Below are 12,526 nucleotides of genomic sequence, written 5' to 3' on the forward strand. Positions count from 1 at the left end.
GAGTACCCCGCTCATGTCCGAGAACACCCCTGTCTACGACTACGTCGTCGTCGGAGGCGGCACCGCGGGTTCCGTGATCGCCTCCCGGCTCACCGAGAACCCGGACGTCACCGTCGCCGTGATCGAGGGCGGCCCCAGTGACGTCGGCCGCGACGACGTCCTCACCCTGCGCCGCTGGATGGGCCTGCTCGGCGGCGAACTGGACTACGACTACCCGACGACCGAACAGCCGCGCGGCAACAGCCACATCCGGCACAGCCGGGCCCGCGTCCTCGGCGGCTGCTCCTCGCACAACACCCTCATCGCGTTCAAGCCGCTGCCGTCCGACTGGGACGAGTGGGAGGCGGCCGGCGCCGAGGGCTGGGGCGCCGTGCCCATGGAGGCGTACTACGCCCGGCTGAAGAACAACATCGTCCCGGTCGACGAGAAGGACCGCAACGCCATCGCCCGCGACTTCGTCGACGCCGCCCGGGACACGCTCGGCGTGCCGCGGATCGAGGGCTTCAACAAGAAGCCGTTCACCGACGGCGTCGGCTTCTTCGACCTCGCCTACCACCCCGAGAACAACAAGCGCTCGTCGGCGTCGGTGGCGTATCTGCACCCCGTGATGGACGAGCGGGAGAACCTCGCGATCCTGCTGGAGACGTGGGCGTACAAGCTCGAACTGGACGGCACCCGCGCCGAGGGCGTCCACGTGCGCACCAAGGACGGCCAGGAGACGCTGATCCGGGCCCGCCGCGAGGTCGTCCTGTGCGCCGGCGCCGTCGACACGCCCCGGCTGCTGCTGCACTCCGGCGTCGGCCCGAAGCAGGACCTGACCGAGCTGGGCATCCCGGTCGCCCACGACCTGCCGGGCGTCGGCGAGAACCTGCTGGACCACCCCGAGTCCGTGATCGTCTGGGAGACGAACGGCCCCATCCCCGACAACTCCGCGATGGACTCCGACGCGGGCCTGTTCGTGCGGCGCGACCCCGAACACCAGGGCCCCGACCTGATGTTCCACTTCTACCAGATCCCGTTCACGGACAACCCGGAGCGACTGGGCTACGAGCGGCCGCAGTTCGGCGTCTCGATGACGCCGAACATCCCCAAGCCGAAGAGCCGCGGCCGGCTGTACCTGACCAGCGCCGACCCGTCCGTGAAGCCCGCGCTGGACTTCCGGTACTTCACCGACGAGGAGGACTACGACGCCCGCACCCTCGTCGACGGCATCCGCGTCGCCCGCGAGATCGCCGGATCAGAACCCCTCGCGCGCTGGCTCAAGCGCGAGGTCTGCCCCGGCCCGGACCTCACCGGCGACGAGGAGCTGAGCGAGTACGCGCGCAAGGTCGCGCACACCGTGTACCACCCGGCCGGTACCTGCCGTATGGGCGCCGCCGACGACGAACTGGCCGTCGTGGACCCCGAACTGCGGGTCCGCGGCCTGGAAGGCATTCGAATAGCCGATGCCTCCGTCTTCCCGACCATGACCGCGGTGAACCCGATGATCGGGGTGCTCATGGTGGGGGAGAAGGCGGCGGACCTGATGGGAGGTGAGGCGTGATGAGTACGACAGCTCCCCTGACGCCTCGGAACGCGACACCCGAGACCCGTAAACCCCCGACCGGCGAGCCGGTCTTCTCCGTCGACGGCCTGTGGAAGGTCTTCGGCCCCAAGGCGCGCCGGGTCCCGGCCGACCCGGAACTGGCCGCGCTCCCGGCCGCCGAGCTGCGGGCGCGCACCGGCTGCACGGCGGCCGTGCGGGACGTCTCCTTCGACGTCCGCAAGGGCGAGGTGTTCGTCGTCATGGGCCTGTCCGGCTCCGGCAAGTCCACGCTCGTGCGCTGCCTGACCCGGCTCATCGAGCCGACCGCCGGGACCATCGCCATCGACGGCGAGGACGTACGCGCCATGGACCGCGGCCGGCTGCGCGAACTGCGCCGGCACCGGGCCGCCATGGTCTTCCAGCACTTCGGCCTGCTCCCGCACCGCACCGTCCTCGACAACGTGGCGTACGGGCTGGAGATCCAGGGCGTCGGCAAGGCCGAGCGCCGCGAGCGGGCCGCCCAGGTCGTGGCCAAGGTCGGCCTGGAGGGCATGGAGCACCGCAGACCCGGTCAGCTCTCCGGCGGTCAGCGCCAGCGCGTCGGACTCGCCCGGGCCCTCGCCGTCGACCCCGAGGTGCTGCTCTTCGACGAGCCGTTCAGCGCGCTCGACCCGCTGATCCGGCGGGACATGCAGGAGGAGGTCGTCCGCCTGCACCACGAGGAGGGCCGCACGATGGTCTTCATCACGCACGACCTCAGCGAGGCGCTGAAGCTCGGCGACCGCATCGCCCTGATGCGGGACGGCCGCGTCGTCCAGCTCGGCACCCCCGAGGAGATCGTCGGCTCCCCGGCCGACGACTACGTCCGCGAGTTCGTCCGCGACGTCCCGCGCGAACAGGTCATGACGGTCCGCACCGCCATGCGGGCCGCCTCCGCCGACGAGACCGGCAGCGGACCGGCCCTCGCGCCCGACGCCACGGTGTCCGAGGCGATCGAGGCCGTGGCCCGCACCGGCTCCCCGGCCCGGGTCGTCGAGGGCGGCCGCTGCCTGGGGGTGGTGGACCACGAGCGGCTTCTCGGCGTCGTGGCCGGAACGGAGCACCCCAAGGGGGTGGTCTGATGGCGACCGTCACCGCCGCCGCCCCGCGCCCCGCGTCGCCGGGCCTCCTCGGGCGCCCCGCCGTCCGCAAGCTCGCGGTGCTCGGCGTCGTCGCCGCGATCCTGGTGCCGCTGGCCCACGCCCGCTGGGCCAGCGGCAGCTGGCCGGCCGCGCTCACCGTCGACGTCTCCGGGCCGCTGACCGACACCAGCACCTGGATCATCGACCACCGCGACAGCCACCCGCTGTTCCTCTACTTCTTCGGGCACATCAGCAACGCGGTCGTGCTCGCCGTACGCGGCGTGTACCTCGTGCTGCTCGCCGCGGGCTGGGCCGGCGTCACCGCCGCCGCCGCCCTCGTCGCCTGGCGGGTCGCCGGGTGGCGGCTCGCCGCCGGGACCGGCGCCGCGTTCCTCGCCTGCGGGTTCCTCGGCATGTGGGTGCCGACCACGCAGACCCTCGCGCTGATGGTCGTCGCGGTCCTCGCCTCCGTCGTCGTGGGCGCCCTGCTGGGCCTCGCCGCCGGTCTGTCCGGCCGGGCCGACAAGGTCCTGCGCCCCGTCCTGGACACCATGCAGGTGCTGCCCGCCTTCGCGTACCTGCTCCCCGTCGTGCTGGTCTTCGGCATCGGCGTGCCCGCCGCCGTCCTCGCCACCGTCGTCTACGCCGCCCCGCCGATGGCCCGGCTCACGGCCCTCGGTCTGCGTGGCGCCGACAAGGAGGTCCTGGAGGCCGTCGAGTCGCTCGGCGCGACAGCGCGGCAGCGTCTGCTGACCGCCCGTATCCCGCTGGCCCGCAAGGAGCTCCTGCTCGGCCTCAACCAGACGATCATGATGGCGCTGTCGATGGCGGTCATCGCCTCCGTCATCGGCGCGGGCGGCCTCGGTGACCGCGTCTACCAGGCGCTGGCCTCGGTCGACGTCGGTGCCGCGCTCGCCGCGGGCATCCCGATCGTGCTGCTCGCCGTCGTCCTCGACCGCGTCACCGGCGCCGCCGGGGAGGCGCTCGGCGAGGAGCCGCACCCCCACGGCCGGCGACTGTGGCTGTACGCGGGGGCCGGTGCCGTCGCGGTGGCCGTCGCCGGACGGCTCGCGGGCCGGGTCGACTGGCCCGACGCGTGGGTCGTGAACATCGCCGAGCCCGTCAACCGCGCCGTCGACTGGATGACCGCGCACCTCTACTCCGGTGTGCCCGTCGTCGGCGGCACCGCCGACTGGGCCGGCCACTTCACCACCTGGGTCCTCGACCCGGTGCGCGACGGCCTGCAGGGGCTGCCGTGGTGGGCGGTCCTGCTGATCGTCGCCGCTCCGGCCTGGCTGATCGGGACCTGGCGCACCGCGCTGACCGCCGTCCTCGCCATGGCCGCGATCGGTGTGCTCGGCGTGTGGAAGCCGTCGCTGGACACGCTCTCCCAGGTCCTCGCGGCCGTCGCCGTCACCCTGGTCCTGGGCTTCGCGACCGGTGTCGCCGCCGCCCGCAGCAACCGTGTCGAACGGCTGCTGCGGCCCGTCCTGGACGTCTTCCAGACGATGCCGCAGTTCGTGTACCTCATCCCGGTCGTCGCCCTGTTCGGCGTGGGCCGCGCCCCCGCGGTCGCCGCGGCCGTCGTCTACGCGCTGCCCGCCGTCGTCCGCATCACCACGCAGGGTCTGCGCCAGGTCGACCCGGCCGCGCTGGAGTCGGCCCGCTCGCTGGGCGCGACCCCCGCCCAGCAGCTCCGCCAGGTCCAGCTCCCGCTGGCCCGCTCCGCGCTGCTGCTCGCCGTCAACCAGGGCGTCGTCCTGGTCCTCGCCGTCGTCATCATCGGCGGCCTGGTCGGCGGAGGCGCGCTCGGATACGACGTCGTCTTCGGCCTCGCGCAGGGCGACCTGGCGACCGGTCTGGTGGCCGGTGCCGCGATCGTCTGCCTCGGCCTGATGCTCGACCGGGTGACCCAGCCGACCGAACGGCGCGCGAGGAAGGGAGCCTGACATGGGTCCGCGCATCCGTACGACGGCCGCCGCCGTGGCCCTGGCGTCCTCGCTGGCGCTGCTCACCGGCTGCGGTGCCGCCGACATGACCAAGCAGGCGTCGCCGTTCGCCAACGCGCAGGGCGCCCGGACCGTCACCCTGTCCGTGCAGTCCTGGGTGGGCGCCCAGGCCAACGTGGCCGTCGCCCAGTACCTCCTGGAGCACGAGCTCGGCTACCGCGTCGACACCGTGCAGATCGACGAGGTGCCCGCCTGGGACGCGCTCAGCCAGGGCCGGGTCGACGCCCTCCTGGAGGACTGGGGGCACCCGGACGAGGAGAAGCGGTACGTCGAGGACAAGAAGACGATCGTGAACGCCGGCGACCTCGGCGTCACCGGGCACATCGGCTGGTTCGTCCCGACGTACTTCGCGAAGGCCCACCCGGACGTCACCGACTGGAAGAATCTGAACAAGTACGCCGACCGGCTGCGTACCGCGGAGAGCGGCGGCAAGGGCCAGCTGATGGACGGCTCGCCGTCCTACGTCACCAACGACAAGGCGCTGGTGAAGAACCTCGACCTGGACTACCAGGTGGTGTTCGCCGGCTCCGAGGCGGCGCAGATCACCCAGATCAAGCAGTTCGCCAAGGAGAAGAAGCCCTTCCTGACGTACTGGTACGAGCCACAGTGGCTGTTCGAGAAGGTCCCGATGACGGAGGTGAAGCTGCCCGCCTACAAGGAGGGCTGCGACGCCGACCCGGAGAAGGTCGCCTGCGCCTACCCGCACACCCCGCTCCAGAAGTACCTCAACGCGGACTTCGCGAAGAGCGGCGGTGACGCGGCGGCCCTGCTGAAGAAGTTCACGTGGACGACCGAGGACCAGAACGAGGTCTCGCTGCTGATCGCCGAGCAGAAGCTGTCCCCCGAGGAGGCGGCGAAGAAGTGGGTGGACCGCCACGAGTCCGTCTGGAGGAAGTGGCTGCCCTGACCCGCACGACGGCACCGCATCCGCCGGAGCCCGGCCCGACCCCGCCCATGGCTGGATCAGGCCGGGCTCCGGCCGCTCGCGCCGCCGCGCCGGAGTGGTCCGTGCGAGCCTCCCCGGACGTCATGAACACACCGGGCATCGGGGGCGGGGCCGTGGTGCCCGCGGCGGCCGCTGTGCTGCTCGCCGGGTGCGGCGAGCCCGGTCTTCCGGGGGGGCCGGGCCCTCAGGGTTCAGCCGTGCTGCCCCGGCCGGTAGTGGCCCGGGGTCAGGCGGCAGGTCACGCCGAAGCGGTTCCAGGCGTTGATCACCGTGATCGCGGCGATCAGCTGGGACAGCTCCGCCTCCTCGAAGTGCCCGGCGGCCCGCTCGAACACCTCGTCCGGCACGAAACCGTCCGTGAGGACCGTGACGGCCTCCGTCAGCTCCAGCGCCGCGCACTCCTTCTCCGTGTAGAAGTGCCGCGACTCCTCCCAGGCGCCGAGCTGCACGATCCGCTCGACGCTCTCGCCGGCCGCGAGGGCGTCCTTGGAGTGCATGTCCAGGCAGTAGGCACAGTGGTTGAGCTGTGAGGCGCGGACCTTCACCAGTTCGAGCAGCCGGGCGTCGAGGCCCTTCCGGGCGGCGGCGTCCAGGCGGACCATCGCCTTGTAGACCTCGGGGGAGTGCCGGACCCACTCCAGACGGGCGATCTGCTCGGCGGCGTAGGACTCGGGGGCGGGGGCCGTGGCGGCCGCGGTGGTCGTCGTGTTCGTCATGCTTCGACCCTAGGAGCGAGGCAGCCCAGGAGTATGGTCCACTTCCATGGCGGAACGCTGGGCCACTTTCGGCATCGACCTGCACCTCGACCCCGCGGGCCCCGGACTGCGCCGGGGTCTGACCGACGCCCTGCGCGAGGCCGTGCGCACCGGCCGGCTCGCGCCCGGCACGCGGCTGCCGTCCTCCCGCTCCCTCGCCGGCGACCTCGGCATCGCCCGCAACACCGTCGCCGACGCCTACGCCGACCTGGTCGCCGAGGGCTGGCTCACCGCACGGCAGGGGTCGGGCACCCGGGTGGCCGACCGCCCGGTGATCCCGCCGCCCGGCGCCCCCGTCCCACCCCGCCCGGAGCGCCCACGCCCCGCCCACGACCTCGTCCCCGGCACACCCGACCTCGCCGCGTTCCCGCGGACGGAGTGGCTGCGGGCATCCCGCCGGGCCTTCCTCGCCGCACCCCACCAGGCCCTCGGCTACGGCGATCCGCGCGGCCGGCCCGAACTGCGCACCGCGCTCGCCGGCTACCTCGCCCGCGCCCGGGGCGTGCGCGCCGACCCCGAGCACATCGTGGTGTGCTCCGGGTTCCTGCACGGTCTGCGCCTGCTCGGCGAGGTGCTGCGGGCACGCGGCGTACGGGCGGTCGCCGTGGAGTCGTACGGCCTCGCGCCGCACCGGCGGCAGCTGACGGCGGCCGGTCTGGCCACCCCGGCCCTGCCCTTCGACGAACGCGGCACGGATCCGGGGGAGTTGCCCGAGGGCGCCGGAGCCGTCCTGCTCACCCCCGCCCACCAGTTCCCCATGGGAGTGCCCCTGCACCAGAGCCGCCGCACCCCCGTCGTGGAGTGGGCGCGCCACACCGGCGGACTGGTCCTCGAGGACGACTACGACGGCGAGTTCCGCTACGACCGCCAGCCCGTCGGCGCCCTCCAGGGCCTGGACCCCGGCCATGTCGTCCACCTCGGCACCGCCAGCAAGTCCCTCGCCCCCGGCCTGCGGCTGGCCTGGATGGTGCTGCCGCCCGCGCTGGTCGAGGAGGTGACCGAGGCCAAGGGAGGCTCCGACACCTGCGGGGTGCTCGACCAGCTGACCCTCGCCGAGTTCCTCACCTCCGGCGCCTACGACCGGCATGTCCGCGCGTCCCGCCTGCGCTACCGGCGCCGCCGGGACGCCCTGGTGCGGGCCCTCGCCACCCACGCCCCCCACATCCCCGTCACCGGCATCTCCGCCGGCCTGCACGCCGTCCTGCGCCTCCCGCCCGGCACCGAGCGCACGGTCGTCCAGGCGGCCGCCTGGCAGCACCTGTCCCTGCACGGCCTGGGCTTCTACCGCCACGAGCAGGCCGTGGCCGAGCCCCTCGACGCCCTGGTCGTGGGCTACGGCACGCCGCCGGACCATGCGTGGGCGGGAACCCTGGAGGCGCTGTGCAGGGTGCTGCCCTGAGCGAAGGCCCGCCCCTTCCCGCACAGGTACCGGATACGTCGTCGGCACGCCCGGCGCCCGCTCCACGCGTACGCGGCCTCGGCCAGGACGGCACCCCACCGCACCCGTCCCCGCACGTACTTCCCCGGCTTGCGCCCCCGCCGCGCTCGTACACCCGTCTCGTGCGGGACCGGCTAGCCCGCTGCGACCGGCCGGCCCGTGACCTGGTGCGGGCCGCCGCCGTGCCGGGCACCCCGTGCACCCTCGCCCGGGCCGCCCGGCTAGCCCGGGTCGGCGACCGGCCGGCCGCGCCGGCCCAGGCCGTCCCCACGGCCCCATGTACGTGCCCCCGTTCTGGTGCAGCGCCCCGCCGGCCTCCGCCTCCGGCACGATCTCGCCGTCCTTCTCCGGGTCCAGCGTGATGTCCGCGGTCGGTCCCCCGGGCTCGCGGCTGAACACCTCGACGATCTGTGCGTCGTCCGGTCCCGTGACCACCCCCTGTTCGCTCCGGCCGCCCGTCGGCCGGTACAGCGCAACGCCAGGCACGGCGTCAGGTCCCGGGCCTCCGGGAAGCACTCGGGGAAATCCCCGGGGCGTCCGGCGGCGGCGCCTCCCCGAAGCGCGCCAGTGCCAGCGCCCCCGCCACCGACACCAGGAACCCGAGCACCGCCAGCCAGGTCAGCCCCTCCCGGGTGCGGTCGCCCAGCCACACCACGCCCACCAGCGCCGGGCCGACGGTCTCCCCGATCACCAGGGCCGCCGTGGCCACGGTCACCGAGCCGCGCTGGAGGGCCGAGGTCAGCGCCAGGAACGCGGCCCCACCGCCGAGCAGCAGCGCGTACGTCGCCGGGTTGGCCAGCAGGTGCCCGGGCGTTGCCGAGTCGATCAGCCGTACCGACACCTCCACCACCCCGAAGCCGAACCCGGCCGCGAGGCCCAGCACCAGCCCGCGCCCCCGCTCCGGCAGCCGGCCCCCGGCCAGGCCCACGCCCAGCACGGCCACGGCCACCCCGAGCATCGCGAACTTCAGCGCGTCCGAACCCCCCTTGTCGCCCTCCGCCCCGGAGGCGAGGCCCAGCATCGCCAGACCGGCGCACACCACGGCCACCGCGCCCCACTCGGCGCGGCTCAGCCGCACCCGCAGCAGCCGGGCCGCGACGACCGCCGTCACCGCGAGGCTGGACGCGAGCGCGGCGCTCACGGCGTAGAGGGGCAGCGAGCGCAACGCCACGACCTGCAGCACGAACCCGAGTCCGTCGAGCCCCAGACCGGCCAGATAGCGCCACTGCCGCAGCGAGCGCAGCAGCACGCCCGCCTCGCCGCCCCCGCCTCCCCGGGCGCTCGCCGTCCGCGCGGCCATCGCCTGCAGCACGGTCGCCGCTCCGAAGCAGAGCGCCGCACCCAACGCGCACATCATCCCCAACAGCACAAAGCGACTCTAGGGGGAGGAGAGGAACGCCAGCCCCACGACGCCGAGCGCCCACCAGGTCACTAGGCTGTCAGCCTGACGAGCCACGGACAAAAGATCTCGGCGGGGGAGACGCACATGGCGGACGGACGACGACGGCTGCGCTCCGGCACGGTCGTGCTCGGCGGCATGGGGGTCATCGCCGCGGCCCTGACCTCGTGCGGCTCCGAGCCCGACCGGCGCTGCGTCGACCGGGACAGCCACACCTACGAGGGCTACAAGGTCGTCGCGGACAAGAACTGCGCGTCCGGCCGCGGTTCGGGCTCCTCCTCCGGCAAGGGCCGCAAGACGTCCGGCCGGGCCGACGCCGCCTGGTACTACGACGCCGACGTGTCCGGCGGCCGCGCCGACTTTGGCACCTTCAGCCGCAGCGAGGCCGTCGACCGGGGCGGCTTCGGCTGCTCCGGCAGCGGCAGCGGCGGCGGCTGAGTCGGGAGGGCCCCGATGCGGCGTCGCACGATCGAACCCCGCCCCGGCTGGCAGCGGACGGTCGAGGAGCAGGGCCTCGTCTACCCCCTCACCCGCCATCCCGACGGCTTCCTGCGCCCCTACTGGGACGAGAGCGCCTACTACGTCTTCTCCCTGGAGGAGGTCGAGGCGCTGGAGGACGTGGTCGCGGAACTGCACCGCATGTGCCTCGCCGCGGCCGACCACATCGTCTCGGCGGACCGCTTCGCGGACCTCGGCATCACCGACCCCCGTGTCGTGGACGCGGTCGCCGAGTCCTGGAGCCGGCGCGCCGAACTCCCCTCGGTGTACGGGCGCTTCGACCTGCGCTACGACGGCACCGGGCCGGCCAAGCTGCTGGAGTACAACGCCGACACCCCGACCTCGCTCGTGGAGGCCGCCTCACCCCAGTGGTTCTGGATGCAGGAGCGCTTCCCCGGCGCCGACCAGTGGAACTCCCTCCACGAGCGCCTGGTCGCCGCCTGGCGGAGCCAGGCCGGCCGGCTCCCGCCCGGCTGCCCCCTGTACTTCGCGTACTCCTCGGCCGACGAACTCGGCGAGGACCTGATGACCGTCGCCTATCTGAAGGAGACCGCGGAGCAGGCCGGCCTGGACACCGGCTGGATCTCCATGGAGGAGATCGGCTGGGACCGGCTCTCGGGCCGCTTCGTCGACACCCGGCTCCGGTTCATCCGCAGCTGCTTCAAGCTCTACCCGTGGGAGTGGCTGACCTCCGACCGCTTCGCCGGGCACGTCCTCGACACCCTCGACAACGGCGGCGGCACCGGCACCACGCTGTGGATCGAACCGGCCTGGAAGATGCTCCTCAGCAACAAGGCCCTCCTCGCGGTCCTGTGGGACCTCTTTCCGGACCACCCCAACCTCCTGCCCGCCCACCTCGACGGCCCCCGCGACCTGGCGGACACGACGGGCTACGTCGCCAAGCCCCTGCTCGGCCGCGAGGGCGCCGGGGTCACCGTGCACGAGAAGGGCGCCCCCGCCGAGGTGCGCGACGAGCCCTGCTGCTACCAGCAACTCGCCCCGCTGCCCACGTTCGACGGCAACCACGTCGTCCTCGGCGCCTGGGTGGTCGAGGACGAACCGGCCGGCCTCGGCATCCGCGAGTCCTCCGGACTGATCACCGACGAGTACGCCCGGTTCCTCCCGCACGTGATCCTCTGACGGCACCCCCTGCCCGGCAGCCCGCCCGAGCGGCCCCCGGGTGCCTGGCCCGCATCGTGGACGTGCGGCCTTGCGGCCCGGCCTGCCCGGTAGGCTGGCTCACGGGCCGTGACTGGCGCGCTGGGATGGATCAACCATCGGGGAGCGGCCCCTGGACCTCGTCCAGACCGAGTGCCGTGCGCCTGGGCCGTCCCGTGAACGCTGCACACGACGTCCGGAGGTCCCCCATGCCAGCCGAGTCCCTCTCTCCCGAGTCCACCGCCTTCCGTGCCGCCCTCGACGTGATCCGCGCCGTCGAGCCGCGCGTGGCCGACGCGATCGGGCAGGAGGTCGCCGACCAGCGCGAGATGCTCAAGCTGATCGCCTCCGAGAACTACGCCTCCCCGGCCACCCTGCTGGCGATGGGCAACTGGTTCAGCGACAAGTACGCCGAGGGCACCGTCGGCCGCCGCTTCTACGCCGGCTGCCGCAACGTCGACACCGTCGAGTCCCTGGCCGCCGAGCACGCCAAGGAGCTCTTCGGCGCCCGGCACGCCTACGTCCAGCCGCACTCCGGCATCGACGCCAACCTCGTCGCCTTCTGGGCCGTCCTGGCCGACCGGGTCGAGGCCCCCGCCCTGGAGAAGGCCGGCGTCCGCCAGGTCAACGACCTCTCCGAGGCCGACTGGGCCGAACTGCGCCGCGCTTTCGGCAACCAGCGCATGCTCGGCATGTCTCTGGACGCCGGCGGCCACCTCACCCATGGCTTCCGCCCGAACATCTCCGGCAAGATGTTCGACCAGCGCTCCTACGGCACCGATCCGGCCACCGGCCTGATCGACTACGAGGCGCTGCGCGTGTCCGCCCGCGAGTTCAAGCCGCTGATCATCGTCGCCGGCTACTCCGCGTACCCCCGTCTCGTGAACTTCCGGATCATGCGTGAGATCGCCGACGAGGTCGGCGCCACGCTCATGGTCGACATGGCCCACTTCGCCGGTCTCGTCGCCGGCAAGGTCCTCACCGGCGACTTCGACCCGGTCCCGCACGCCCAGATCGTCACCACCACCACCCACAAGTCGCTGCGCGGCCCGCGCGGCGGCATGGTGCTGTGCGACGACTCCCTCAAGGACCAGGTCGACCGCGGCTGCCCGATGGTCCTCGGCGGACCGCTCCCGCACGTCATGGCCGCCAAGGCCGTCGCCCTCGCCGAGGCCCGGCAGCCCGCGTTCCAGGACTACGCCCAGCGCATCGTGGACAACTCCCGCGCGCTGGCCGAGGGCCTGACGCGCCGGGGCGCCACCCTGGTCACCGGCGGCACCGACAACCATCTGAACCTGATCGACGTCGCCTCCTCCTACGGCCTCACCGGCCGCCAGGCCGAGGCCGCGCTCCTCGACTCCGGCATCGTCACCAACCGCAACGCCATCCCGGCCGACCCGAACGGCGCCTGGTACACCTCCGGCATCCGCGTCGGCACGCCCGCCCTGACCACCCGGGGCCTGGGCACCGCCGAGATGGACGAGGTCGCCGCCCTCATGGACCGCGTCCTCACCGCCACCGAGCCGGGCACCACCAAGTCGGGCGCCCCCTCCAAGGCGGCCCACGTCCTCGACGCGAAGGTCTCGGACGAGATCTCCCGCCGGGCCTCCGACCTCGTGGCCGGCTTCCCGCTCTACCCGCAGATCGACCTGGGCTGACGTCGCGACGAGGCGCCCC

The 12,526-nt window shown here is 73.4% G+C and carries 10 protein-coding genes and 1 riboswitch; of the genes, 8 read left to right on the forward strand and 2 right to left on the reverse strand.

Annotated elements, in window-relative coordinates; translation table 11 throughout:
- The first annotated feature begins 13 nt into the window (after positions 1-13).
- From ACFRAC_RS11150 to ACFRAC_RS11165, 4 genes are read left to right on the forward strand one after another with little or no spacing between them, the layout of a single operon-like run.
- Entirely contained in the window at positions 14-1,543 is a 1,530-nt protein-coding gene (locus ACFRAC_RS11150) for a GMC family oxidoreductase (RefSeq protein WP_382923437.1), read from the forward strand.
- Positions 1,543-2,646: a glycine betaine/L-proline ABC transporter ATP-binding protein gene (locus ACFRAC_RS11155; RefSeq protein WP_382923439.1), complete on the forward strand. Its 1,104-nt coding sequence runs from the start codon at positions 1,543-1,545 to the stop codon at positions 2,644-2,646. Before ACFRAC_RS11150 ends, ACFRAC_RS11155 begins: the two co-directional genes overlap by 1 nt.
- Complete coding sequence (locus tag ACFRAC_RS11160) at positions 2,646-4,595, forward strand: ABC transporter permease (protein ID WP_382923441.1); 1,950 nt, start codon at positions 2,646-2,648, stop codon at positions 4,593-4,595. Before ACFRAC_RS11155 ends, ACFRAC_RS11160 begins: the two co-directional genes overlap by 1 nt.
- A 1-nt stretch (position 4,596) precedes the next feature.
- Positions 4,597-5,562, forward strand: a complete 966-nt coding sequence (locus ACFRAC_RS11165; protein ID WP_382923443.1) for an ABC transporter substrate-binding protein — start codon at positions 4,597-4,599, stop codon at positions 5,560-5,562.
- Between the two features lie 230 nt (positions 5,563-5,792).
- Here ACFRAC_RS11165 and ACFRAC_RS11170 read toward each other — a convergent pair whose 3' ends face one another.
- On the reverse strand, positions 5,793-6,317 hold the full coding sequence (locus ACFRAC_RS11170; protein WP_382923445.1) for a carboxymuconolactone decarboxylase family protein: 525 nt from the start codon (positions 6,315-6,317) through the stop codon (positions 5,793-5,795).
- Between the two features lie 46 nt (positions 6,318-6,363).
- On the opposite strand from ACFRAC_RS11170, the gene ACFRAC_RS11175 reads away from it, so the two are divergent.
- Entirely contained in the window at positions 6,364-7,755 is a 1,392-nt protein-coding gene (locus tag ACFRAC_RS11175) for a PLP-dependent aminotransferase family protein (protein WP_382923447.1), read from the forward strand.
- Between the two features lie 529 nt (positions 7,756-8,284).
- On the opposite strand, the gene ACFRAC_RS11180 is transcribed toward ACFRAC_RS11175, so the two are convergent.
- On the reverse strand, positions 8,285-9,151 hold the full coding sequence (locus tag ACFRAC_RS11180) for a hypothetical protein (RefSeq protein WP_382923731.1): 867 nt from the start codon (positions 9,149-9,151) through the stop codon (positions 8,285-8,287).
- A gap of 129 nt (positions 9,152-9,280) precedes the next feature.
- On the opposite strand from ACFRAC_RS11180, the gene ACFRAC_RS11185 reads away from it, so the two are divergent.
- The 3 genes from ACFRAC_RS11185 (at position 9,281) to ACFRAC_RS11195 (ending at position 12,507) form a co-directional block, all read left to right on the forward strand.
- On the forward strand, positions 9,281-9,631 hold the full coding sequence (locus ACFRAC_RS11185; RefSeq protein ID WP_382923449.1) for a hypothetical protein: 351 nt from the start codon (positions 9,281-9,283) through the stop codon (positions 9,629-9,631).
- Positions 9,632-9,646: 15 nt separating this feature from the next.
- Positions 9,647-10,831: a glutathionylspermidine synthase family protein gene (locus ACFRAC_RS11190; RefSeq protein WP_382923451.1), complete on the forward strand. Its 1,185-nt coding sequence runs from the start codon at positions 9,647-9,649 to the stop codon at positions 10,829-10,831.
- Positions 10,832-10,929: 98 nt separating this feature from the next.
- A riboswitch (ZMP/ZTP riboswitch) is annotated at positions 10,930-11,026 on the forward strand.
- A 32-nt stretch (positions 11,027-11,058) separates the two neighbouring features.
- Positions 11,059-12,507 (forward strand): glycine hydroxymethyltransferase, encoded by a 1,449-nt coding sequence (locus tag ACFRAC_RS11195; RefSeq protein ID WP_382923453.1) that lies wholly within the window; start codon positions 11,059-11,061, stop codon positions 12,505-12,507.
- Positions 12,508-12,526: the final 19 nt, after the last annotated feature.

The organism is Streptomyces sp. NPDC056628 (assembly GCF_042792555.1).
Classification (GTDB): domain Bacteria; phylum Actinomycetota; class Actinomycetes; order Streptomycetales; family Streptomycetaceae; genus Streptomyces.

What these genes read in the sequence shown, in the direction of transcription:
- ACFRAC_RS11160 (WP_382923441.1), top strand. Translation starts at nt 2,646, where the DNA reads ATGGCGACCGTCACCGCCGCCGCCCCGCGCCCCGCGTCGCCGGGCCTC.
- ACFRAC_RS11150 (WP_382923437.1), top strand. Translation starts at nt 14, where the DNA reads ATGTCCGAGAACACCCCTGTCTACGACTACGTCGTCGTCGGAGGCGGC.
- ACFRAC_RS11190 (WP_382923451.1), top strand. Translation starts at nt 9,647, where the DNA reads ATGCGGCGTCGCACGATCGAACCCCGCCCCGGCTGGCAGCGGACGGTC.
- ACFRAC_RS11155 (WP_382923439.1), top strand. Translation starts at nt 1,543, where the DNA reads ATGAGTACGACAGCTCCCCTGACGCCTCGGAACGCGACACCCGAGACC.
- ACFRAC_RS11185 (WP_382923449.1), top strand. Translation starts at nt 9,281, where the DNA reads ATGGCGGACGGACGACGACGGCTGCGCTCCGGCACGGTCGTGCTCGGC.
- ACFRAC_RS11175 (WP_382923447.1), top strand. Translation starts at nt 6,364, where the DNA reads ATGGCGGAACGCTGGGCCACTTTCGGCATCGACCTGCACCTCGACCCC.
- ACFRAC_RS11180 (WP_382923731.1), bottom strand. Translation starts at nt 9,151, where the DNA reads ATGATGTGCGCGTTGGGTGCGGCGCTCTGCTTCGGAGCGGCGACCGTG.
- ACFRAC_RS11165 (WP_382923443.1), top strand. Translation starts at nt 4,597, where the DNA reads ATGGGTCCGCGCATCCGTACGACGGCCGCCGCCGTGGCCCTGGCGTCC.
- ACFRAC_RS11170 (WP_382923445.1), bottom strand. Translation starts at nt 6,317, where the DNA reads ATGACGAACACGACGACCACCGCGGCCGCCACGGCCCCCGCCCCCGAG.
- ACFRAC_RS11195 (WP_382923453.1), top strand. Translation starts at nt 11,059, where the DNA reads ATGCCAGCCGAGTCCCTCTCTCCCGAGTCCACCGCCTTCCGTGCCGCC.